The following is a 22,428-nucleotide window of genomic DNA, read 5'->3' as shown; positions in this document are numbered from 1 at the left end:
AGAGGGCGCCTCAGACGTCGAAGACGACGTACGCGTACCACTCGTCGTCGCGTTCCTCGACGACCATCTGCGAGAACGTCACCGCCTTCACTTCACGAGCGTCGACGTCCGCGAGGTCGACGCCGCGAGCGCTCGCTGCGAGGCGGTAGCGGGCCTCCTCGTGCGCCGTGTCGCCCGCGTCCATGCCACCGGGGTCGCTGTCGTCGACTCCGTCCACGTCGGCGTCGCTGTCGTCGACGAGTCGCGTGATGGTGACGTCGTTGTCGACGGGGAGGACGCCACGGACGTCGCGTTCGTAGATGAGGCGTCCGAGGTAGTCGTAGAGCAGTCCGTCGAGGTCCTCGGCCTCCCGCTCCACCGGGAAGCGCGTCCCGCCCGTCGGAGGAACGTCGTCGCACTGCGCGGCCGCGAGCCCGTCCGCGACCGCGGCGAACACCGCCCCCATCGACTCGCCGGTCGCCTCCACCGCCACGTCCGCCGTGTGCTCGCGGAGCGCGAACTCGCCCGTCATCGCCCCTCCGCGTCCGCGTCCGCGTCGGGACGTGTCGCCCCACGCGACCGGTCGCGCTCGCGCTCCACCGAGTCCACGTCCGAGAACGCCTCGTCCTCGTCCACGTCGACGTCCGCCTGTTCGCTCGCCTCGGCGTCGGCTCCGGCGTCCGGATCGCGAGTCTGGTCGCGCCACCGCCCGCTGGGTGCGCCCGCCGGGTCCACGTCCGCGGGCGTGTCGAACTCGCTCCCGAGCGACCCCTCGTTCCGCCCGGCCGCGACGTCCGACGGCGTGGCGTGCTCCTCGCCGAGCGTCCCGTCGAGCGTATCGTCCTCCACCGCATCCGGCGTCGCGTGCTCCCCGCCGAGCGTCTCGTCGGTCCGCGGGCGCTCCACGTCCCCCGGATGCGCGTCGGTCGCCCCGAGCGTCTCCTCCTCTCTATAGGACTCGACCTCGGACGGCACCGCCTCCTCACCCGCCGAATCGGGTTCCGCGTACGACTCGTACGCACCGCGGCGCTCCGCCGCGCTCGCGCCGCGACGCTGCCGTTCGCCGGCGTGCCCGTCCGGCGTCGCCTCCGCACCGACCGCCACCTCGGACGTCGCCGCGAGCTGCTCGAGTTCGTCGGCGGACAGACTCGACCGACCACTGGCGTCGCCCGACCCACCCGTCGCCACGCCGCTCGTCACGACCGTCCGGATGCCCTCGTCGACCGTCATGTCGACGTCCATCACGCGCTCGCTCGGCACGTGCACCAGATGCCCGCCCATCACGGGATTCGGCGCGAGCGGCAGGAACAACGTCACCAGGTCGCGTTCGCCAGCAGCGTCCTTCAGCGACCCCGCGGACTCGGCGGTGAGGAAGCCGAGCGTGTACGCACCCTCGTGGGGGAACTCGACGAGCTTCACGTCCCGGAAACTCTGCTGGTCGCTCTCCATCATCACGTCGCTCATCTCCCGGAAGCTCTCGTATATCGACCCGAACCCCGGGACGCGAGCGAGCGCCGCGTCCACGTAGTCGATGAACGTCTCCCCGTACCGGAACTGCGTGAGGAACCCGACGAGGAACACGATAGCGATCAGCACCCCGACCGCCGCCCCGATAAGGATCGGGCTCGCGCCCTGATTCCCGGTGACGTCCAGCAACGCCGTCATGTAGTTCAGGATGTACTGGACGACCGTCGCGAGCACGAGCACCGTCACGGCGAACGGCACCACGACCGCCAGCCCACCGATGAACGCGTCCCTGACCAGATCGACGACGCTCTGACCAGCCTCCCGCGGTGTCGAGTACTCCTCACCAGGAGACGGACTCATTGTCGCGTTCAACGCGTCGAATCCCGAAATGCGTTGCGGGACCCGTCCGCAGAACACCGGGAACCCGAAACGATACTTTGATTCGTTCAGTGTCGGAACGCCGAGACGTTCCCCCGATGACAGCGATACGTACCTCCAACCTCACCAAGCGGTTCGGCACGCTCACCGCGGTCGACCGCGTCGACCTCGAGATCGAGACCGGCGAGATATTCGGTTTCCTCGGCCACAACGGCGCCGGGAAGTCCACGCTCATCAACATCCTCCTCGACTTCGCTCGCCCGACCAGCGGCTCCGTCGAGGTGTTCGGCGTCGACTGCCAGGAACGCCCCGTCGCCGCCCGCGAACGCATGGGCGTCCTCCCCGAAGGCTACGACGTCTACGAGGACCTCACCGGCCGCGAGCACGTCCAGTTCGCGATGGAGTCGCGTGACGTCACCGGCGACCCGATGGACGTCCTCGAACGCGTCGGTATCGCCAACGACGCCGACCGGGACGCGACCGGGTACTCGAAGGGCATGCAGCAGCGGCTCGTCCTCGGGATGGCGCTCGTCGGCGACCCCGACCTCCTCATCCTCGACGAGCCGACGAGCGGCCTGGACCCGAACGGCGCGAAGGCGATGCGGGAGATAATCAAAGCGGAGAACGAGCGCGGCGCGACCGTGTTCTTCTCCAGTCACATCCTCGAGCAGGTCGAGAAGGTCTGCGACCGCGTCGGCATCATGCACGAGGGCGAACTCGCGGCGGTCGACACCATCGAGAACCTCAAGCAGACCGTCGGCGGCGGCACGAAACTCCTCATCACGACCGACGGTGACGCGGACAGCTGGGTGGAGACCGTCGAAGCGGTCGACGGCGTCGACAGCGCGTGGTGGGACGCCGAGTTCGACGGCGGGGACGCGGACGCGACCCGACTCGTCGTCACGTGCACGAACGACGCGAAGATGGACATCCTCGTCGCGCTCACCGAAGCCGGCGCGGACGTCCTCGACTTCACGACCGAGGAGCCGTCCCTCGAGGACCTGTTCGTCCAGTACACCGGAGGGCAAGCGTGATGACGTGGGCCGTCATCGCACGGAAAGAGTTCGAGGACGTCGTCGACCCGCGCTTCGGGAAGGCGGGGCTCGCCGCCGTCGCGCTCGTGTTCGTCCTCGGCGGGTACATCCTGCCGATGAACGTCCCCGAGCCGACGTCCGCACAGTACGCGAGCTACATGAACGGCGCCGTCTCCCTCGTCGTCCCCCTCTTCGGGCTGCTCATGGGGTACAAGACCATCGTCGCGGACCGCGCCGCCGGCCGCCTCACGCTCCTGTTCACCCTCCCCTACAGCCGCCGGGACGCCGTCCTCGGGAAGTACGTGGCGCGAGCGGGACTGCTCGCCGCCGCCGTCGCGACCGGCGTCCTCGCCGGCAGCTGGCTCGTGTACTATCCGTTCGGGAGCTTCGACGCCGTCGTCGTCCTCGGGTACCTCGCGGTCACGTGCTGTTACGGGCTCGCGTTCCTCGGCATCGGGTTCGCGATATCGACGCTCACCACGTCGAACCGCGTCGCGTCCGGCGCGACCTTCGGCGTATTCGTCCTGTTCGTCGTCCTCTGGGGGCAACTCCGCGGCGCGCTCGCCCTCGCGCTCGAGTACCTCGGGCTCGCCGACGGCTCGCTCCCCGACTGGGCGTTGTTCCTCCACGGCCTCGAACCCAGTCTCCTCTACAGTCGCGTCGTCACCGGGTTCTACGCGGACGTCACCACCGGCTCGTACTTCGGCCCGGACGCCGCCTGGTACCTCGGCGCCTGGCCCGCGCTCGTCGCACTGCTCGCGTGGACCGTCGCACCGCTCGCGCTCGGCTACGCTCGCTTCGAGGCGACCGACCTATGACACGACACCACCACCCCACGCCCCGCCCGAGCACCGCCGTCAGCCACGACCGCGCCCGCGACACCGAGGTGCACCGATGACCGACGCCGGTCGCGCCATTGCACGCACCGACCTCCGGATCGCGAAACGCTCGAAGGGCGTCTGGGCGACCGTCGCGCTGTTCGTCCTCTGCTTCGGCGGGCTCGCGTACGCCCTCACGTCGCTCTCCAGTCCGAGCGTCGACAACTACCTCGACGTCACCGCCACCGTCGCCTCCCTCCTCGCACCACTCGTCGGCATCGTCTTCGGCTACCAAGCCGTCGTCGCCGAACGCGAATCCGGCACCATCGCCCTCGCCCTCTCGCTCCCGCACTCGCGACGCGACATCATCACCGGGAAACTCGCCGCGCGCGCCCTCGTCCTCACGGCCGCGCTCACCACCGGTGCCATCACCGGCCTCGTCGTCCTCGCACTCCGCTACCCCACCATCCCACTCGCACGCTACCTCGGCCTCTACGCCACCACCCTCGCGTACACCATCGCGTTCCTCGCCCTCGGAACCGCGTTCTCCACGAGCATCACCACCTCGCGTCGCGTCATGGGCGCCGCCTTCGGCAGCTACATCACCCTCGTCATGCTCTGGTCCGACCTCGTCGACATCGTCGCCCTCCTCCTCTTCCGCTTCCGCCTCGACCCCAGTAGCTTCCCCCTCTGGGCCGAGACCCTCAAGTTCGCCACTCCCAGACCCCTCTACGCGTACCTCCTCGCCGACACCATCGACGTCGGCCCCGGCACCCCCGGCCTCGTCGTCGACACCCAATGGTTCGCCTCCCCCACGATTGCCGCCGCCATCCTCCTCGCCTGGCTCGCACTCCCCCCGACCCTCGCAGCGCTCCACTTCGACACCCAGGAACTCTGACCAACCACCTCCCCCACCACCACGAACACACCAACCACACCGAAAACACTCCCCAACCCCACCACACGCACAAACGAACCAGAATCGTAACGGCCGCCTGGGGACAGCCTATGCTGGTGCGAGCAGGGGCGAAGAAACGGCCGCCTGGGGGCGGCCGTATGCTCGTGCGAACAGGGGCGAAGAAACGGCCGCCTGGGGGCGGCCGTATGCTCGTGCGAGCCGTGCTGCCGATGGAATTATACCTGTGTGTCTCGGATTGCCATCCTAGTGAGCGTCAACGTCGACACACGCGTCATCGGACCCGGGAACGACGACCTGGTGACCGAGGCGTGGAAACTGAAGGAGGAGATTCGACGGGCCGAAGGCGTGCTCAAGCAGCGCCGGGACTTCTTCACGGACGCCTACCGTCGGTCGACGGTGCAGGCGTTCGTCGCGGACGGCATCGAGACCAAACTCATGGGGTTCGTCGCCGTGCGCCGCGACGGCTACATCCTCTTCCTCGCGGTCGCGCCCGAGCACCGCGGCGAGGACATCGGGAAGAAACTCGTCGCGCGCGTCGCCGACGACCACCGCACCGTCACGTGTCACGCGCGAACGACGAACGAGAACGCCCTCCAGTTCTACGAGCACCTCGGGTTCGAGGTGAAGCGCCGCATCGACAACTACTACGAGGACGGCGGCGACGCGTACTACCTCAAACTCGGCGACGACGGCGGCCTGACGACGCGGCTCCAGGAGATCCTCCGCGGCTGAAGCGACGGTTTGACCCTACGGCACGCTTATCGGGTAGTCCTGACCCCGGTCGTACATGAACGTCGATATCGACCCCGGGGTGCTCCTCCGGGAGAGCGTCCCCATCGCGGTCGTCGTCGCCGTCTGGGTCGCGCTGTCACTGCTCGGCGGGGCGGCCGCCGGGCCCGCGCTCCGGTACGCGGGCGTCGTGATGGCGCTCGGCTACGTGTTCGTCAGGAGTCGCTCGCTCGCCGACCGAACCGAGCGTGCGTCGCTGCCCGTGACGCCCGCTGCGTTGGTCCGCGCGAACGCGACCCCCGTCCTCGCCGCCGCACCGTGGTTCATCGCCGCACGCCTGCTCCCCGTGGTCGGCGATGGCTGGGAGGCACTCGGCCTGCCCGGCGGGTTCACCAGTCCCGCGCCCGCGCTCCAGTTCCTCGCGGCCGCCGTCGGATTCCTCACCGTCGTCCTCTACGTCGCCGTCTTCGCGCGAACGCACACCACAGGCGTCGGCGGGTCCGGCACCCAGCCGAGCGGTACCGACGCCGTCCCCGGCGACGACTGAATCCCCGAACGCGTTCGGAAACCTCGCCTCTTGCGTCACCGGTTGCCATACCGTTTAGAGGGCGGCGTCCATCGATGCGCGCATGGAGTACGACGACCCCGAACACGGCAAGGCGGTCGCTGAGCGAGCGCGCGAGTTCGTGCGCGAGGAAGTGATTCCGGTGGAGCGCGAGTACCTCGGCGAGACGAACGTCCCCGACGACGTCGTCGACGACCTCCGCGAGAAAGCCCGCGAGTACGACGTGTACGGCCCGCAGCTCCCCGAGGAGTACGGTGGGCTCGGGATGGACTTCCGCGCGATGCTCCCGGTGTTCGAGGAGGCGGGACGGAGCCTGCTCGGCGGGACCGCGATGCGGTGCGCGGCGCCCGACGAGGGCAACATGCATACCCTGGAGCACTTCGGGACGGACGAGCAACAGGAGCGCTGGCTGGCGCCGCTCGCGCGCGGCGACGCGAACTCCGGGTTCTGCATGACCGAACCGATGCAGGGCGGCGGGTCGGACCCGAAGATGCTGCAGACGAGTGCACGGAAGGACGAGGACGCCGGCGAGTGGGTCATCTCGGGGCACAAGTGGTGGACGACGGGCGGCGCCGACGCGGACGTGTTCCTCGTGATGGCGCGCTCGAACCCGGACGCGCACCCCTACGAGGGGACGAGCCTCGTCATCGTCCCGCGCGACACCGAGGGCGTGGAGGTCGTCCGGGACGTCCCGCACACGGGCGGGGAGCCCGTCGGGTCGAGTCACGCCGAGGTGAAGTTCCACGATGCCCGGGTCCCCGTGGAGAACACGCTCGGCCCCGAGGACGGCGGGTTCATGGTCGCGCAAGCGCGACTCGGTCCCGCCCGGTTGACTCACTGCATGCGGTTCGCGGGGATGGCCGACCGCGCGCTCGACATCGCCACCGCGTACGCGAGCGAACGCGAAGCGTTCGGCGAACCCCTCAGCGAGAAGCAAGCGCTCCGGCACGAGATCGCCGACCATCGGACGAGCCTGCACGCCGCGCGGACGATGATCCGGCACGCCGCCGACGGCATCGCCGACGGCGACGAGGCCCGCATCGAGGTGGCGATGGCGAAGACGTTCACCGCGAACGTCGCCCAGGACGCCGTCGACACCGCCGTCCAGGTCTGCGGCGGGAACGGCATCGGGAAGGACCTCCCGCTGGCGGACTTCTACGAGAACGTCCGCGCGTTCCGCATCGTCGACGGCGCCGACGAGGTCCACCGCCGCAGTATCGCACGCTGGGCGTTCGACGACCCCGATAACGAGGAGCTCGCGGGCATCACGCGCTACGACGACGAACTGTAGCGCGCACCGGACAGAGCCACGCAACCGCACGGGCCGAGTCCGGTCGTCAGTTGGAGAGCGTAGCGGGCGGCCGCGGCGGCTCGGCCGTCGTGAACTCGAAGCGCGCACCGCCGTCGGCGCTCTCCGCGCACTCCACCGACCAGCCGTGCGCTTGCACTATCTCGCGGACGACCGCGAGCCCGATGCCGGTTCCGTCGCCGTCGCTGACGCCGTACTCGAACAGGTCGTCGCGCGCGTCCACGGGGAGCCCGTCGCCGTCGTCGGCGATAGCGAACCCGTCGTCGGTGACGTCGACGCGGATGCGTGACGTGGAGGCGCCGTGGTCGACGGCGTTCCGGAAGCAGTTCTCGAACACGCGCCGGAGTCGCGACGGGTCCGCGCTCACGACCCCGTCGTCGTCGACCTCGACGGTCACGCGCTCGGGCAGGTCGACCGCGGACTGCGCGGACTCGGCGACGCCCGCGATGGAGACGTCGTGCGCGTCGACGTCGTGGTCGCCCTCTCGGGCGAGCGAGAGCACGTCGTCGATGAGCTCCGTCATCCGGGCGTGCGCCTCCGCGATCTCGTCGAGCCGCGGGTCGTCGAGGTCCGCCGCGAGGAGTTCGCGGTAGCCTTCGGCGACCGACAGCGGCCCGCGGAGGTCGTGGGCGACGACGCTCGCGAACTCGTCGAGCCGGTTCCGTTCCTGCTCGAGCTCGAGCTCGCGTTCCTTGAGTTCGGTGATGTCCGAGCTGATACCGCAGACGCCCTTCGGGTCGCCGTCGTCGTCGAACAGTGGGACCTTCACCGAGTAGTACGTCCGTCGTTCGCCGTCCCGGTACGCGTCCTCCTCGACCTCTATCGCGCGCTCCTCTTCCATCGCACGGCGGTCGTTCGCGCGGACCGCCTTGGCGAACTCGTCGTCCTGTAACTCCCAGTCGGTTCGCCCGACGAGCTCGCCGTCGTCGACGTCGACGACCTCGCGGAACCGTTCGTTCGCGAGCTCGTAGCGGCCCTCCCGGTCCTTGATGTAGACGATCGCGGTGGTGTTGTCGAGGATCGCCTGGAGTTGCTCGGTCGTCCGTTCGTACTCGCGTTCGCGGTCCAGGCGCTCGAACGCTTGCTCGACGTGCGTCGCGAGCAGTTCGGTGAGTTCCAGGTCGGGGGCCGTGAACGCGTTCGGTTCCGCGGCGATGGCCTGGAAGACGACGTCGTCGCCGACGGGGACGGAGACGGCCGACCGGAACGACGTCTGGTCGGGTGCGGCGTCGTCGGTCCGGGCGACGTCGTCGATGTGGAACGACTCCCCGCGCTGGTAGGTCTTCCCGAGGACGCCGTCGTCAAGCGCGGGGAGCGAGTCGGGTTCGTAGCTCGCCGCACCGAGTGGCTCGAAGCGGTCGTCGGTGGCTTCGTAGAGCCCGTAGACGTGGAATTCGAGGATGTCGTCGGCGGCGGAGAGGGCGGCGTCGACGACGGCGTCGCGCGAGGACGCACCCGCGATGTCGGCGGCGTGCTCGTGGAGTTGCGCGGTCTTCTCGCGGGTGCGTTCGAGTTCGCGTTCGGCGCGGGCGGCGTCGACGGCGTTCTCGACGCGGTTCGCGAGGAGCGCGTACTGTTCGCGCCCGCCCTTCTGGAGGTAGTCGGTGACGCCCGCGGAGATGGCGTCGGCGGCGACGGCCTCGCTGCCCTTGCCCGTGAAGAGGACGAACGGCACGTCGGCGTGGTCCTCGCGGACGGTCTTCAGGAACGCGAGGCCGGTCCGACGTTCCAGGTCGTAGTCGCTGACGACGCAGTCGACGTCGGCCTCGGCGAGCACGTCGAGCGCTTCGTCGGCTGTCGTCGCCGTCAGGACGCTGATGCGGTCGCTCTCGCGGTCGAGGAACGTCTCGGTGAGGTCCAGGAGGCTCTGTTGGTCGTCGACGCAGAGCACCTGAACGTCTCGCATATCGTGGGGCGTCGCCCGAGGTATGCAAGAAACGTTCGGTTCGCTACCACGACGCTCGCGCTATCGGCTTGCATACTCATGCCGTCGGCGTGCGACGCCGTGGACTGGCGATCGACGCTCGTCGATGTCGACTGGCCGGAACGGGCCGTCGGCACGGATCGGTCAGTACGCGTCGTCGGGGTCGTCGAGCTCGCCGGTCTGGACGTTCCAGAGCGTCGCGTACCGGCCGTCGGCGGCGAGCAGTTCGTCGTGACTGCCGCGTTCGACGACGGCGCCGTCCTCGAGGACGACGATGCGGTCGGCGTCCTTCACGGTCGAGAGCCGGTGCGCGATGGCGAACGTCGTGCGGTCGGCGGCGAGCTCGTCGAGACTCCGCTGGATGCGCAGTTCGGTCTCCGTGTCGACGTCCGAGGTGGCTTCGTCGAGCACGAGGATGGGTGGGTCCTGGAGGACGACGCGCGCGATGGCGAGCCGCTGGCGTTGCCCGCCCGAGAGCTTCACGCCCCGCTCGCCGACGCGCGTGTCGTAGCCCTCGGGGAGGTCCGCGATGAAGTCGTGCGCTTCCGCGAGCCTGGCGGCGCGCTCGACGGCGTCGCGGTCGGCGTCGAACCGCCCGTAGCGGACGTTCTCCGCGATGGTGCCGTCGAAGAGGAACGAGTCCTGGCCGACGTACCCGACGTGCTCGCGGAGCGACGCGAGCGTGACGTCGCGGACGTCGTGCCCGTCGACCGTGACCGCGCCCCCGTTCACGTCGTCAGATTGCGTCTGACGGGCTGACGGACGTGGTCCGTCAACGTCGTAGAGCCGCATGAGGAGCTTGAGGGTCGTGGACTTCCCGGCGCCCGTCGACCCGACGAGCGCGACGGTCTCGCCGGGGTCGGCGTCGATGGAGACGCCGTCCAGGACGGGTTCGTCCGCGCCGTCGTACGCGAACGTGACGTCGTCGTACCGGACGTGGCCGTCGACGTCCGCGAGCTCGATGGCGTCCTCGCGTTCGGTGACGTGCGGCGGGACGTCCATGAGACCGAACACGCGCTTCCCGCTCGCCTTCGCGTTCTCGTACCAGTCGACGATGTTCGACACCTGCGAGAGCGGCTGGACGAACCGCTGGGTCATGAACACGAAGATGACGAACTCGCCGACCGAGAGCGTCCCCGTCAGTGGCCCGGGCGGCCCCTGGAAGATCCAGAGGCCGCCGACGAGGAAGGTCGCGGCGAACGACAGCCCCGCGAGGAAGCTCATCCCGGGTCGGTAGAAGTACGAGAGCGTCAAGATGGACATGTTCGCGTCGTAGAGTTCGCGCGAGGCACCGCGGACGCGGTCGGTCTCGTGGGCTTCCGTCCCGGTGGTCTTCACGAGCTGGATGCCCGCGAGCCCGTTCTCCAGGCGCGTGTTGAGGTCGCCGACGGCTTCGCGGACGCGAGCGTACCGCGGTTCGGCCTTCCGCATGAACCAGAGCGTGAACGCTCCCATGAGGGGAACGAACACGAGCGTCACCGCGGCGAGCTGGGCGTTGTAGAAGAACAGGATGCCGGCGATACCGAGCACCATCACGACGAGCCGCAGGACCTCCGAGAGCGCGTCGTCGAGGAACGTCTCGAGGTTCGACGCGTCGTTGTTCAGGATGCTCATGACCTCGCCGGTCTCCTTGTCGTCGAAGAACGTCATGTCGAGGTCCTGCATCGCGCTGTAGGTGTCGGTGCGGACGGCGTGCATGACGCCGTGTGCGAACGTGTTCATCGTCACGCCCCACACCCAGCGCGCGGCGGTACCGACGACGAACGCGCCGACGATGAGCCACACGCTGAACCAGAACTGTTCGACCTGCGTGGTCGGAATCATCCCCGCGGGGACGAGCGGGAGGTTGTACCGGCTCGCGCCGTCCGGCGAGAAGACGGCGTCGATGGCGGTCCCGAGGACGACCGGCGGGAGGAGGAGTGCGGCACGGGAGACGAAGTTCGAGAGGATGCCCGCGAGCAGCCACGGCCACCGCGGGACGCCGTACTCGCGGAACAACCTGGCGAGCGGTCGGTCGACGTCCACGCGGTACGCCTCGAAGGGGTTCTCGTCGTCGTCGGAGGCCACGTTGGGAGCATCAATCCGAGCGCGCAGCAAATGACCTTCGATTCGAAACGCTCTCGTCGCGGTCGTCGGCCGACCTCGGGGCCGTCGCGAGGGTCGCGCGCCGTCGACTGGAACCAGTGAACAGACAACCCATTGCAAATTACTTTGGTCCTGGGTTCCATGGCCCTCGGTATGGCCACGGACCAGTTCAGCGTCGACGGCGACGTCGCCATCGTCACGGGCTCGTCGTCTGGAATCGGACAGGTGATCGCGGAGCGATTCGCGGACGACGGCGTGGACGTCGTCGTCTGCAGTCGCGAGATGGAGAACGTCGAACCGGTTGCCGACGGCATCAACGACAGCGACCGCCCGGGGAGCGCGTACGCAGTGGAGTGCGACGTGACCGACCGGGACGCGGTGGAGGCGATGGTGGAGGCGACCGTCGACGAGTTCGGCGGCGTGGACGTCCTCGTGAACAACGCCGGCGCGTCGTTCATGGCGAACTTCGACGACATCAGCCCGAACGGGTGGAAGACCATCGTCGACATCAACCTCACCGGCACGTACCACTGCATCCAGGCCGCCGAGGAGCACCTGAAGGACGCGTCCGGGACAGTCATCAACCTGTCCTCGGTCGCGGGCCAACAGGGGGCGCCGTACATGAGTCACTACGCGGCCGCGAAGGCCGCCGTGGAGAACCTCACGAAGACGCTCGCGTTCGAGTGGGCCGACGACGACGTCCGCGTGAACTGCATCGCGCCCGGGTTCGTCGCGACCCCCGGCGTCGCGAGCCAGATGGGCGTCACCGCCGACGAGGTCGACCGCGAGGAAGTGAAGCGCCGCATCGGCGTGAGCGAGGAGATCGCCGACGTCGCGCAGTTCCTCGCGTCCCCGGCGTCCTCCTACCTCGTCGGGCAGAGCCTCACGGTCGCGGGCGTCCCCGACATCATGGAGAGCCCGGATGTCTGAACGAGGCCGTCGATGACCGACTACCACGTCCACCTGCCGGTCGCCGCCCAGGAGTCCGTGCAGGACTTCGTCGACATGGCGGTGCGCGCGGAGGAACTCGGGTACGAAGGCGTGTGGCTCCCGGAGACGTGGGGCCGCGACGCCGTCACGATCATGACGAGCATCGCGCACGCGACCGACGAGGTCCTCGTCGGCTCGTCGATCATGAACGTGTACTCGCGGTCGCCCGCGCTGCTCGCACAGACCGCGGCGACGCTCGACGAAGTATCGGACGGCCGATTCCGTCTCGGCATCGGGCCGTCGGGGCCCGCCGTCGTCGAGGGCTGGCACGGCATCGACTTCGGGAACCCGCTCCGGCGAACCCGCGAGTATGTCGACATCGTGAAGCAAGTCCTCCGCGGCGAGGAGCTGGAGTACGAGGGCGAGTACTTCGACGTCAGCGGGTTCCGGCTGCGCTGCGAGGCGCCCGACCCGGCGCCGCGCGTCGACGTCGCCGCGATGGGCCCGAAGGCCGTCGAGCTCGCCGGCCGGTTCGCGGACGGCTGGCACGCCATCCTCTTCACGCCAGACGCGATGGCCGACCGGCTTGAGGACTTCGAGCGCGGGACCGACCTCGGCGACAACGACCGGGGCGAGCAGGAGGTCACGCTCTCGCTCACGTGCTGCGCGCTCGAGGACGGCGACCGCGCCCGCCACCTCACCGCACAGCACGCCGCGTTCTACGTCGGCGCGATGGGGACGTACTACCGCGACTCGCTCGCCCGCCAGGGCTACGAGGACGAGGCGCACGACGTCGCCGCGAAGTGGACGAACGGCGACCGCGAGGCCGCGATCGACATCTTCAGCGACGACATGCTCGACGACTTCACGGCCGCCGGGACGCCAGAGCGCGCTCGCGAGGAACTGGCGAAGTTCGCCGACGTCGACGGCGTCGACAACGTCTCCATCGGGTTCCCGCGCGCCGCCAGCCCCGAGGAGATCGACGCGACGCTCGAAGCGTTCGCGCCCGAGTGAGGCGACTCGCGGCCGGACCCGTCGCGGCCGGACCCCGGTAACCGGTCCAGTACCGCCTGCGTCACGTCGCGCCCCCGTCCCGAAGCGTTCGGCTTCCACTCCCGCGACTTAACGAACCGCTCGTTCACGTCCACTATCGCCCGATACCACGCGGTTCGGTACAGATGGCCGGAAGCTTAAGGCCACTCCGTCGGACACGTCGTACCACACAGGCTGGTATCGTGGGTGGGTTCCCGTTCCTCAGTGGCGTGCTCGTGGTCGCCGGCGTAGCGACCGGGTCGCTCGCGTACCTCGGGTACAGGCGACGGGACCGCCCGGGGGCGCGGACGTTCGCGTTCCTCGCCGCGACGATGACGGGGTACGCGTTCCTGTACGCGTTCAGCCTCCCCATCCAGGAGGGCACGCTCCGGTCAGCGCTCGGCGCCGCGCAGTGGTTCGCCATCGCACCGCTCCCCGTCGTCTGGCTGCTGTTCGCGCTCGAGTACTCCGGGCGCCCCGAGTACCTGACGCGACGCGTCGTCGTCTCGCTCTCCGTCGTCCCCGCGCTCGCGGTCGCCGCCGCGGTCGCGCACGCGATGCCCGTCTCGGAGACGCTCCTCGTCGCGCGCTTCGGCGACCTCTTCTACCCGACGACCACCGCGACCGAATGGATGGGACACACGTTCCTCATGCACGGCCAGGGACCACTGTACGTCCTCTTCATCGTCGTCGCGTACGTCTGCTTCATCACGGGCGTCGCCATCCTCTTCGAGTTCGTCGTCCGGTTCGACCGGCTCTACAAGCAGCAGGCCGCGAGCCTCGTCGTCGGCGCGCTCTTCCCGTGGGTCGGGAACGTCGTCGCGGTCCTCGGCTCCGAACCCATCCCCGGCATCGACCTCCTGCCGTTCACGCTCCCGCTCACCGCCCTCTTGTTCGCGAACGCCATCTTCCGGTACGACCTACTGGACTTCGTGCCGGCGACGCGTCGCCGGGGCGCGAGCGCGCTCGTCTCGGACATGCGGGACGCGGTCGTCGTCGTGGACGACGCCGAGCGCGTCGTCGACGTCAACGCGGCGGCCTCGAAACGCTTCGACCTCGACCGCCACCGAGCGCTCGGCGCGTCCCTGTCGTCGGTCGCGGGCGTCACGCTCGCTCCCGAGGAGGACCTGTTCGAGGTCGTGAACGACGGGAGCGTGTACGAGGTGACTGTGTCACCCGTCCACGACCGGTACGGGTCGATCATCGGGCGGACGCTCGTGTTCCGGGACATCACCGAGCACCGGGACGCCCAGCAGCGTCTGGAGGTCCTGAATCGCGTCCTCCGGCACAACCTCCGGACGGAGGTGAACGTCATCTCGGGGTACGCGACGATGGTGGAACGCCAGCTCGACGACGGCGCGGCGTCGATGGCGACCGAGATATCGACCGCCGCGGGCACGCTCGACGAACTCGGGCAGAAGGCACGCGAGGTCGAACGCATCATGTCCCGGGACGACGACGCGAACACGTACGCGCTCGCGGCCCTCCTCGACGGTGCCGTCGAGCGCGTCACCGACGAGCACCCGGACGCGACCGTGGACGTCTACACGCCGTCCCGGGCCGTGCAGTTGGACGTGGACGCGGTCGTGTTCGAGGCGGTCGTCGCGGACCTCGTGGACGCGCTCGCGCACTACGGCGACGACGTCATCTCGGTGCGCGCGTTCACGTTCGAGGGCGACCTGACGATCCGTGCGAGCGACGACGGGTCGGGCATCCCGGCGTCGGAGTACGAGGTCGTTCGGCGCGGCGAGGAGACGCCCCTCGAGCACGCGAGCGGGCTGTCGCTCTGGCTCGTGAAGTGGGGCGTCCGGTCGCTCGGAGGCGGGGTCGAGTTCGACGACGACGGCGACGCCGTCCTCGACATCGCCGAGTGCGTCGCAGACGTGGGACCGAGCGCCGCGTCGAGCGGACGGGCGGACGGCGTGGCGGCCGCTGACGGCGGCGACGACCGGGAGTCGTGACTGGGGACTCGACGACAGCGAGAAGGAGGCCGGCGTTCACCGGCCGTGTCTGACTTTCGGTGCGAGGGGGCCGCGGTCGTCGCGCGGCGCGGTGAGTGCGAGCATCGCGCCGAGCGAGAACCCGACGATTGCGCCGGCGAGCGCGCCGCCGAGCGGGTCGAGGTCGACGCTCCACGCGGCGACGGCGCCGACGCCGGTACCCACGAGGAGGCCGGCGAGCGTGCCGAGCGCGAGCCGGTTCTCGTGGGTTGCGACCGCGACGACGGCGGCGGCGACGATGATGCCGGTGCTCGCGCCGTACGCGGTGCCGAGCGCGATGTCGAAGTCGAGCATGAACGCGGCGAGGAGGCCGAGTGCTGCACCGAAGACGATACCGATACCGACGGTGTAGGAGTTTCGGGTAGTTGGGCTCATACGCGTCTAGACGCGCGCAGCGAGCATATAGCGAGGGCGTGGTTCTTCGAGCGTGAGAACGCGACCCGTGGTCGCGGCGGTCGACAGTGACGTGCGCTCGGCCAAACCGCTTAGAGGGAGGGCTACGTGGCGTGTGGCATGACCGAGTACACGGGCGCTGACCTGTTCGTCGACACGCTCGAGACGTACGGTATCGAGCACGTCTTCGGGAACCCGGGGACGACGGAACTGCCGGTGACGCGAGCGCTCGCGGACAGCGACGTCGCGTACGCGCTCGGCCTGCACGAGGACGTCGCGGTCGGCGCCGCGGCGGGGTACGCATCGACGCGGCTCGCGTACGCCGACGAGCTCGACGGGCTCCCGGCGGGCGTGGTGAACCTCCACGTGGCACCGGGGACCGCGCACGGGCTCGGGAACCTCTACGACGCGAGCGTCACGGGTGCGCCACTCGTCGTCACGGCGGGCGCGCACGGTCGCGGGTTCCGCCACGAGGAACCCATCCTCGACGGCGACATGGTCGCGATGACCGACCAGTTCACGAAGTGGAGCGCGGAGGTCCTCGACGTCGAAGCGCTCCCGACGATGCTCCGGCGCGCGTTCCGCGTCGCGTGCACGCCCCCGACCGGTCCCGTGTTCCTCGCGCTCCCGCTCGACGTCATGCGCGCGGAGACCGACGCCAGTCCGGAACCCATCGGTGGCCGCGTCCAGAACGCGGGCCGGGGCGACCCCGCCGCGCTCGAGGAGGCCGCCGAGCGCCTCGCGGCCGCGAACGACCCGGTGCTCGTCGTCGGCGACCACGTCCCGCGCCACGCCGCCTCGTCGCCCGTCGACCCCGTTCAGGCCGCCGTCGACCTCGCGGAGGCCGCGGGGATGCGCGTGCACGGCGAGATACTGTCGAGCGAGGCGTCGTTCCCGACCGACCACGACCAGTGGGTGAGTCACATCCCGCCGAGCGAGGAGTTCGCGCAAGCGCTCCTGAACACGGACACGCTCGTGTTCGCGGGCGTGTCCACGAACACGACGCTCTGGGACCACGATGACCCTCTCGTTCCGGGTGACCCGACCTGCATCCACCTCGCGACCGATACCTGGGAGGTCGCGAAGAACCAGCCAGGGACGGGCGTCACGGGCGACCTCGGCCTCCTCATGACGGACCTCGCGGAGCGCGTCCGCGAGCGCGTCGACGGCGAGGAACGCCAGAAGCGCCTGGACGGCGTCGCCGCGATGAAGACGTTCGCCGAGCGGAAGGTCGCGGACCTCGCGGAATCGGACGTTGAGGACCCGCGGCCGTCGAAGGCCGACCTCGTGGACGCCCTGAACGCGGTCGTTCCCGAGGCGTACGTCGTCGACGAGGGCGTCACCGCGAAGTACGCGCTCCTCTCGCGCTGGGACTTCGAACCCGGTGACCTCGCGTCGAACAAGGGCGGCGGCCTCGGGTACGGCCTCCCCGCGAGCGTCGGCGCGGCGCTCGCCGAGTCGATGCGACCCGCGGACGAGCGCCGGGACGTCGTCGGGTTCGTCGGCGACGGCTCGTACCTGTACTATCCCCAGAGCGTCCAGCTCGCCGCCTCGCTCGACGTGGACCTGACGGTCGTCGTCGTCGACAACCGGAACTACCGCATCCTCAAGGACAACCAGCGCGCGATGTTCGGCGACGACGAGACCGCCGACGACTTCGTCGGCATGGACTTCGACCCGCCGGTCGACATCGCGGCGAGCGCGAGCGCGAACGGCGTCGACGGCCGCCTCGTGGACGCCGACGCGGACCTGGAAGCGGCGCTCTCGGACGCGGTCTCGACGACCGGCCCGGTCGTTTTCGACGTCCCCGTCCACGACTGACGGCGCCGGGGAGCGACCCCCGGCTACTCGCGCCGCCCTCGTCTCCGACGCCCAGCCCCTACGCGCCGTCGATCGCGTCCAGACGCTCGTGCTCGTCTCGGTCTACCTCACAGTCCCGGTCTCAGTCTCGGTCTCCTCCTCCGTCTCTGTCTCAGTCTCGGTCTCCTCCTCCGTCTCTGTCTCAGTCTCGGTCTCCTCCTCCGTCTCTGTCTCAGTCTCGGTATCCTCCTCGGTCTCCGTCTCGGTATCCTCCTCGGTCTCCGTCTCGGTCCCGGTCTCCTCCTCGGTCCCGGTCTCCTCCTCGGTTTCCGTCTCGGTCTCTTCCTCGGTCTCCGTCTCCGTCTCGGTCCCTGTCTCGGTCTCGGTGGCGGTGCCCGTGGTCGTCGTCGGTTCGGTGGCCGTGGGCGCGATGCGTTCGACCTGGACGAGTGCGGCGGGCTCGCGCCAGTCGTACAATTCCGGCGGCAGGTCCCCGACGCCCTGGATGCCGGGATGGGGTTGGATGACGCCGTCGGTCGCCAGCTCCGAGTCCGTCTCGGTGGTGCCTTCGGGTTCGCCGCCGAGGATGAGCGTCTTCGCGGGCGGCACCAGGTCCTCGAACCGTTCCGTGTTCTCCTCGGTGCCGACGTCGTAGCCGTTCGCGTAGTACGTCACCGACTCGTTCAGGTCCTCGGGGAGTTCGACGGTGTCGAGGCCGACGATACCGTCGTTCGTCGCGATGAGCATGCTCGCGAACGTCAGGTGGGTCGCGCTCGCGTCCGCCGACAACCGCAGCGTCGCGTAGTACGGCAGGCCGGTGTCGGCCGGGTCGTCTTCGGGGACGAGCGGCGACCCGCCGGCGGCTGCGGCCCTGATCTCGGGCGTGCTCTCGATGAGGTCCAGGAGCGGGACGAGGTTCCCGTTCTCCGCGAGCTCCTGGGTCGGCGCGTTCGCGGCGTCGCCGACCGAGAACACCTCGACGGACGGCTGGTGGAGCGCGACCGCTGGTGGCGTGAACGGCTGCCCTCGCGTGAGGTTCGCGACGGTGACGCGGTAGACGCGGCCCTGCTGGCCGCCGCCGTCACCGCCGTCACCGCCGTCGCCTCCCTGCTGCCCTAGCGCACTCGCGCCGAGCGCTCCCGCGGCGAGCGCGCCCGCACCGAGCGTGAGCGTCTGCCGGCGGCTGACCGCCGGGTCCCTCGCGTCGTCGGTCACGCGTCACCACCTCCGTCCCGCGCGACGCGTCCCGGTGCTGCTCGTGTCGTCCGTGGATTCCGTGGTGTCCGCGCTGTCCGAGTCGTGCGTGCTGTTCGTGCTGTCGGTGCCCGACGGCTCGGGCTCGTTGGGTGTGTCGTCCTCATCTGTGGCGACCGCTCCAGCGGGAGCGGACGTCTCGAACAGGGGAACTCGCCGTCTTTGTTATTAGTTCACAAGATGTATGCGGGCCGGACAAACGCCGCCTTTCTCGGCGTCGACTCCGCGACGAACGAGCAACGAACCGGGTCGGCGACCGCACGCCGGCGACCGCTAAGCCGTCGTTTCCACGCCCCGGCCGGCGACGTCAGATCGGGTCGAGCTCCCCGCCCTCGTCCGTAATGAGGTCCTCGATCGCGTCCTCCCGTGCCTCCTCCTGGGCCTCCATGTTCCCCTTCGCGTCCACCGCCCGCCCCTGGAGCTGGTCGACGCGCTCCACGTCCGTCGGGTTCGACAACACCACCACCGCCGAGAGGCCCTCGGCCGACGGCTGCGGGCTGTCGCCCGCGAGCACGTCCATGCTATCGGTCTGCTGCTCGACCCACTGGCGCGCACGCTCCAAGCCCTTCCGCGAGAACTCCTCGGACGGCCCAGCGACGACGATCAACGACCGCTCGACCGACGACACGTCCGCCGGACACGTCAACCGCGACTGGATCGCCTGCCGCACCAGCCCACTCACCTTCTGGGCCGAATCCACGTTCTCGGTGGCTCCGTTCCGCTTGAACCGCGACAGCAGCCCCTTCGACTCGACGGTCCCGGGAGACAGCCCCGTCTCGGCGTACGCGATCGTGGACACGCCACCGGTCGCGAGCGTCCGCCGGATGTCGCTCGCGTCCATCGCGTTCTCCGCGACCTCCTCGCCGACGTTCCCCGCCGCGAACAGCGTCCCGAGCCGGGTCGCGATCTCGCGGTTCGTTCGCTCGTAGCCCGCGCCGACGGTGTCCTCGTTCCCCCGCCAGGCGTCGTTGTCGAACAGGAGGACGTTGTCCGCGCCCTCGACGAACGACTGGAAGGACCGCGCGGCGTTGAACGCCGCGCGCCCGCCCTCTTCGTCGCTCGGGAGGACGCCGAGTCCGTACACTGGTTCGTCGAACTTCGCTCGCAGCCCGGACGCGAGCACGGGCGCGCCGCCGCTCCCGGTGCCGCCGCCCAGGCCGGCGGCGACGAGGAACGCGTCCACGTCGTACAGCGGGATCTCGTCGAGCGCTCGCTCGACCTCGTGGAGGTCCTGTCGCGTCACCTCCGCACCGAGCTCGGGGTCCGCGCCGACGCCCTGGCCCTTCACGCGCTCGTGGGTCTGCCCGATGAGCAGCTGCTGCTCCGGCGGGACGTAGTCGAGCTTCGCGAGGTCCGTGCGCGCCGAGTTGATGGCCAGCGCCGCCCGGACGTAGTCCAGGTCCTGCTCGTGCTCGTGGTACAGCAACTCGTCGACGATCTTGCTGCCGGCGTTCCCGAACCCGATGAGCGCCAGTTTCATGCCGTAATACACCGGCCAGGTCCGGGTTAGTTACAAGCGTCTTATCGGCCGCGGGCATCGGTCGACGCGCGCTCGTCCCCCGTCGTGTCACGTGCTTGGCGCGACCGCGACGTTCCGGTGGCCGGCTCCGTCGGACGACCGGTTCGAGCCCGGTACGATGCCGTTATCGGCTCGCCACTCCTCGCCGGGGTCTCGATAACCCGGGCCTAGTCGCGTCGACGAGCGACGTCGACGCGCGGGAACCCGCTCGGAAGGAGTACAAATTTGACGCCGGCGCGACTACTCGCGTCCATGAGCGACCCCGAACCCGGAGCCGTCGCCGACGACGGCGACCGCGACGCGCAGGCGGTCGGCCACGAGATCCTGGAGTCCCTGGCCGGCGTCATCGCCGTCGGCACGCTCGGCCTCGGCGTCACCAGCGCGGTCGTCGGCTACGGCGGTCTGACCGCGCCGATATTCGTCGTCGGCTGGTTGCTCCTCCTGCCCCTCGCCGGCGTGCTCTCGGAGAACTCGGCGGCCCAGTCGTTCGTCGGACGGTTGTTCGGTGGGGCGAGACGGACACCCGAGACGCAGTCCGACGACGAGGCGGCGCTGGAGGAACTGAAGGGCCGGTACGCGCGCGGCGAGATCGACGAGGCCGAGTTCGAGCGCCGGACCGCGACCCTGCTGGAGAACGAGTCGGTCGAGGACGTCCGCGACCGCGTCGACCGCGAGGGCGTTCGCGCGACCGACCGCGCAGCCCGTAGCGACCGCGAGCGAGCACGCGAGTACGAGACCTGATCGGGCGTCGCTCGGACGTGACTGCGCTGCGCTCAGTCCTCGGGGAGTACCTTCCCGGGGTTGAGGATGCCGTCGGGGTCGAGCGCGCGCTTGACGCGCCGCATGGCGTCGACGGCGCCGGGGCCGCGTTCGCGTTCGAGGTACTGGCGTTTTCCGCGCCCGATGCCGTGTTCGCCCGTCGACGTTCCGCCAAGGTCGATCGCTTTCTCGACGATGCGTCGATAGACGTCCTCGCCGACCGCGACTGCCTCGGGGTCGTCCTCGTCGACGAGGACCGAGTAGTGGACGTTCCCGTCGCCGGCGTGCCCGAAGCACGGGACGACGACGTCGTGCTCGGCGGCGAGGCGCTTGGCGTACCGGACGATGGTGCCGTACTCGCTGATGGGGACCGTGACGTCGCCGGGATGCAGCGGCGTCAACTCGGGGTCGTAGCTCCGGATGGCGAACGCGAGGTCCCTGCGCGCCTGCCAGAGGTCGCTCATGCCCTCGCCGTCGGCCGCCAGCTCGAACCGTAGCGGGTCGTGCGCGTCGAATACCTCCCGACAGTACCGGACCTCCTCGTCGACGCCGTGGTCGGCGTGGAACTCGACGAACACCGTCGGCGCGTCCGGGAGGTCGGTGCCCGCGTACGCGTTCGCCATCCGCGCACTCGTCTCGTCGACGAGCTCGAGCTTCGCGACGTCGACCCCGGACTGGACGGCGTCCGTGACCGCCGCCGCAGCGTCGTCCAGGTCCGCGAAGACCGCGCGGCCGCCGCGAACCTGTCGCGGCCGCCCGTCGAGTTCGAGCGTCACCTCGGTGACCACCCCCAGGGTGCCTTCGCTCCCGACGACGAGCTCCGTGAGGTTGTAGCCGGCGCTCGACTTCACCGCGCGCGTCCCCGTCTCCACTATCGTCCCGTCCGCGAGCACGACCTCCAGGCGAACGAGCCAATCGGCCACCTCGCCGTACTTCACGGTCCCCATGCCGCCCGCGTCGGTCGCGACCATCCCACCGGTGGTGGAGATGTCGCCCGAGGACGGGAGCGGCGGGAACCACAATCCGTCCTCGCCCGCGCGGTCGTCGACCGCGGAACCCATGACGCCCGGCTGGACGTCCATCTGGAAGTCGCCCGGGCGCACGTCGAGGATGGCGTCCATCCGCGAGAGGTCCATGCTGATGCCCGCGTCGACGGGGACGGCGTTCCCCTCCAGGCCCGTACCGGCGGCGTACGGCGTCACCGGGACGCCGCGCTCGCTCGCGGCCGAAAGCACCCGCGAGACGTCGCTGGTCGACCCGGGATAGACGACGGCGTCCGGCGTGACGCCGTCGCCGTCGGCCGTCCCCCAGTCCGCGGCGTGCGATTCGCGCGTCCCCGCCGACGTCGACGTCTCGCCGTCGACCTCGAGGTCCTCGAGGAACGACACGTCGTGACTCATGGTCTCGACCCACGCACGCCGAACCCGTATCGTTTGCCCTGGACCAGACCCCGTACGCTCGCTCACCCGCTCGACCAGACCTCGCACGCTCGCTCACCCGCTCGACCACGCAGCCCAGGCGGGCGCTCCGGGAC

19 protein-coding genes are annotated in these 22,428 nt (G+C 69.8%); 11 read left to right on the top strand and 8 right to left on the bottom strand.

Going from position 1 to position 22,428, the window contains the following annotated elements; all coding sequences use genetic code 11:
- Window positions 1-10 precede the first annotated feature (10 nt).
- Together LI336_RS03020 and LI336_RS03015 are read right to left on the bottom strand one after the other, a co-directional pair.
- Window positions 11-511: an archease gene (locus tag LI336_RS03020; protein ID WP_227131143.1), complete on the bottom strand. Its 501-nt coding sequence runs from the start codon at window positions 509-511 to the stop codon at window positions 11-13.
- Window positions 508-1,806: a DUF502 domain-containing protein gene (locus LI336_RS03015; RefSeq protein ID WP_227131142.1), complete on the bottom strand. Its 1,299-nt coding sequence runs from the start codon at window positions 1,804-1,806 to the stop codon at window positions 508-510. Before LI336_RS03015 ends, LI336_RS03020 begins: the two co-directional genes overlap by 4 nt.
- A 116-nt stretch (window positions 1,807-1,922) precedes the next feature.
- Here LI336_RS03015 and LI336_RS03010 point away from each other — a divergent pair, with 116 nt between their 5' ends.
- The 6 genes from LI336_RS03010 (at window position 1,923) to LI336_RS02985 (ending at window position 7,180) form a co-directional block, all read left to right on the top strand.
- Entirely contained in the window at window positions 1,923-2,858 is a 936-nt protein-coding gene (locus tag LI336_RS03010) for an ABC transporter ATP-binding protein (protein WP_227131141.1), read from the top strand.
- A complete protein-coding gene (locus LI336_RS03005) occupies window positions 2,858-3,676 on the top strand; it encodes an ABC transporter permease (protein ID WP_227131140.1) in 819 nt (272 codons plus the stop codon). The genes LI336_RS03010 and LI336_RS03005 overlap by 1 nt, the downstream gene beginning before the upstream one ends.
- Before the next feature lie 76 nt (window positions 3,677-3,752).
- A complete protein-coding gene (locus LI336_RS03000; protein ID WP_227131139.1) occupies window positions 3,753-4,574 on the top strand; it encodes an ABC transporter permease in 822 nt (273 codons plus the stop codon).
- A gap of 267 nt (window positions 4,575-4,841) precedes the next feature.
- Window positions 4,842-5,327 (top strand): GNAT family N-acetyltransferase, encoded by a 486-nt coding sequence (locus LI336_RS02995; protein ID WP_227131138.1) that lies wholly within the window; start codon window positions 4,842-4,844, stop codon window positions 5,325-5,327.
- A gap of 55 nt (window positions 5,328-5,382) precedes the next feature.
- Window positions 5,383-5,871 carry a hypothetical protein gene (locus LI336_RS02990; protein WP_227131137.1) on the top strand — a complete coding sequence of 163 codons (489 nt, stop codon included), beginning with the start codon at window positions 5,383-5,385 and terminating at the stop codon, window positions 5,869-5,871.
- An 82-nt stretch (window positions 5,872-5,953) separates the two neighbouring features.
- Complete coding sequence (locus tag LI336_RS02985; protein WP_227131136.1) at window positions 5,954-7,180, top strand: acyl-CoA dehydrogenase family protein; 1,227 nt, start codon at window positions 5,954-5,956, stop codon at window positions 7,178-7,180.
- 46 nt (window positions 7,181-7,226) lie between these two features.
- Here LI336_RS02985 and LI336_RS02980 read toward each other — a convergent pair whose 3' ends face one another.
- Both LI336_RS02980 and LI336_RS02975 read right to left on the bottom strand, forming a co-directional pair.
- Window positions 7,227-9,104 (bottom strand): hybrid sensor histidine kinase/response regulator, encoded by a 1,878-nt coding sequence (locus tag LI336_RS02980; RefSeq protein ID WP_227131135.1) that lies wholly within the window; start codon window positions 9,102-9,104, stop codon window positions 7,227-7,229.
- A 162-nt stretch (window positions 9,105-9,266) separates the two neighbouring features.
- On the bottom strand, window positions 9,267-11,189 hold the full coding sequence (locus LI336_RS02975; protein WP_227131134.1) for an ABC transporter ATP-binding protein: 1,923 nt from the start codon (window positions 11,187-11,189) through the stop codon (window positions 9,267-9,269).
- Between the two features lie 171 nt (window positions 11,190-11,360).
- On the opposite strand from LI336_RS02975, the gene LI336_RS02970 reads away from it, so the two are divergent.
- The 3 genes from LI336_RS02970 to LI336_RS02960 all read left to right on the top strand — a co-directional run bounded on the left by LI336_RS02970 (window position 11,361) and on the right by LI336_RS02960 (window position 15,130).
- Window positions 11,361-12,137, top strand: a complete 777-nt coding sequence (locus tag LI336_RS02970; RefSeq protein WP_227131133.1) for an SDR family NAD(P)-dependent oxidoreductase — start codon at window positions 11,361-11,363, stop codon at window positions 12,135-12,137.
- A gap of 12 nt (window positions 12,138-12,149) precedes the next feature.
- Window positions 12,150-13,151 (top strand): TIGR04024 family LLM class F420-dependent oxidoreductase, encoded by a 1,002-nt coding sequence (locus LI336_RS02965; protein WP_227131132.1) that lies wholly within the window; start codon window positions 12,150-12,152, stop codon window positions 13,149-13,151.
- Window positions 13,152-13,372: 221 nt separating this feature from the next.
- On the top strand, window positions 13,373-15,130 hold the full coding sequence (locus LI336_RS02960; RefSeq protein ID WP_227131131.1) for a sensor histidine kinase: 1,758 nt from the start codon (window positions 13,373-13,375) through the stop codon (window positions 15,128-15,130).
- A 36-nt stretch (window positions 15,131-15,166) separates the two neighbouring features.
- Here the strand turns inward: LI336_RS02960 and LI336_RS02955 are convergent, their stop codons facing one another.
- A complete protein-coding gene (locus LI336_RS02955) occupies window positions 15,167-15,544 on the bottom strand; it encodes a hypothetical protein (protein ID WP_227131130.1) in 378 nt (125 codons plus the stop codon).
- A 138-nt stretch (window positions 15,545-15,682) separates the two neighbouring features.
- Here LI336_RS02955 and LI336_RS02950 point away from each other — a divergent pair, with 138 nt between their 5' ends.
- Complete coding sequence (locus LI336_RS02950; RefSeq protein ID WP_227131129.1) at window positions 15,683-17,383, top strand: thiamine pyrophosphate-binding protein; 1,701 nt, start codon at window positions 15,683-15,685, stop codon at window positions 17,381-17,383.
- A gap of 102 nt (window positions 17,384-17,485) precedes the next feature.
- Here the strand turns inward: LI336_RS02950 and LI336_RS02945 are convergent, their stop codons facing one another.
- Both LI336_RS02945 and LI336_RS02940 read right to left on the bottom strand, forming a co-directional pair.
- Entirely contained in the window at window positions 17,486-18,577 is a 1,092-nt protein-coding gene (locus LI336_RS02945) for a spondin domain-containing protein (RefSeq protein ID WP_227131128.1), read from the bottom strand.
- A gap of 346 nt (window positions 18,578-18,923) precedes the next feature.
- Complete coding sequence (locus tag LI336_RS02940; protein WP_227131127.1) at window positions 18,924-20,096, bottom strand: tubulin/FtsZ family protein; 1,173 nt, start codon at window positions 20,094-20,096, stop codon at window positions 18,924-18,926.
- Between the two features lie 291 nt (window positions 20,097-20,387).
- Here LI336_RS02940 and LI336_RS02935 point away from each other — a divergent pair, with 291 nt between their 5' ends.
- Entirely contained in the window at window positions 20,388-20,876 is a 489-nt protein-coding gene (locus LI336_RS02935; RefSeq protein ID WP_227131126.1) for an SHOCT domain-containing protein, read from the top strand.
- A 32-nt stretch (window positions 20,877-20,908) separates the two neighbouring features.
- Here the strand turns inward: LI336_RS02935 and LI336_RS02930 are convergent, their stop codons facing one another.
- Window positions 20,909-22,294, bottom strand: coding sequence for an FAD-binding oxidoreductase (locus tag LI336_RS02930; protein WP_227131125.1), 1,386 nt, complete (start codon window positions 22,292-22,294; stop codon window positions 20,909-20,911).
- Window positions 22,295-22,428 lie beyond the last annotated feature (134 nt).

The organism is Halorubellus salinus (genome assembly GCF_020567525.1).
GTDB classification, from domain to species: Archaea; Halobacteriota; Halobacteria; order Halobacteriales; family Natrialbaceae; genus Halorubellus; species Halorubellus salinus.
The sequence above is the reverse complement of the archived record's forward strand: the minus strand, read 5'-3'. Positions and strand labels throughout refer to the sequence as shown.

Coding starts and splice junctions, on each gene's coding strand:
- LI336_RS02930 (WP_227131125.1), bottom strand. CDS start 22,294: ATGAGTCACGACGTGTCGTTCCTCGAGGACCTCGAGGTCGACGGCGAG.
- LI336_RS03005 (WP_227131140.1), top strand. CDS start 2,858: ATGACGTGGGCCGTCATCGCACGGAAAGAGTTCGAGGACGTCGTCGAC.
- LI336_RS02965 (WP_227131132.1), top strand. CDS start 12,150: ATGACCGACTACCACGTCCACCTGCCGGTCGCCGCCCAGGAGTCCGTG.
- LI336_RS02970 (WP_227131133.1), top strand. CDS start 11,361: ATGGCCACGGACCAGTTCAGCGTCGACGGCGACGTCGCCATCGTCACG.
- LI336_RS03015 (WP_227131142.1), bottom strand. CDS start 1,806: ATGAGTCCGTCTCCTGGTGAGGAGTACTCGACACCGCGGGAGGCTGGT.
- LI336_RS02950 (WP_227131129.1), top strand. CDS start 15,683: ATGACCGAGTACACGGGCGCTGACCTGTTCGTCGACACGCTCGAGACG.
- LI336_RS02990 (WP_227131137.1), top strand. CDS start 5,383: ATGAACGTCGATATCGACCCCGGGGTGCTCCTCCGGGAGAGCGTCCCC.
- LI336_RS02940 (WP_227131127.1), bottom strand. CDS start 20,096: ATGAAACTGGCGCTCATCGGGTTCGGGAACGCCGGCAGCAAGATCGTC.
- LI336_RS02935 (WP_227131126.1), top strand. CDS start 20,388: ATGAGCGACCCCGAACCCGGAGCCGTCGCCGACGACGGCGACCGCGAC.
- LI336_RS02980 (WP_227131135.1), bottom strand. CDS start 9,104: ATGCGAGACGTTCAGGTGCTCTGCGTCGACGACCAACAGAGCCTCCTG.
- LI336_RS02955 (WP_227131130.1), bottom strand. CDS start 15,544: ATGAGCCCAACTACCCGAAACTCCTACACCGTCGGTATCGGTATCGTC.
- LI336_RS03000 (WP_227131139.1), top strand. CDS start 3,753: ATGACCGACGCCGGTCGCGCCATTGCACGCACCGACCTCCGGATCGCG.
- LI336_RS03010 (WP_227131141.1), top strand. CDS start 1,923: ATGACAGCGATACGTACCTCCAACCTCACCAAGCGGTTCGGCACGCTC.
- LI336_RS03020 (WP_227131143.1), bottom strand. CDS start 511: ATGACGGGCGAGTTCGCGCTCCGCGAGCACACGGCGGACGTGGCGGTG.
- LI336_RS02985 (WP_227131136.1), top strand. CDS start 5,954: ATGGAGTACGACGACCCCGAACACGGCAAGGCGGTCGCTGAGCGAGCG.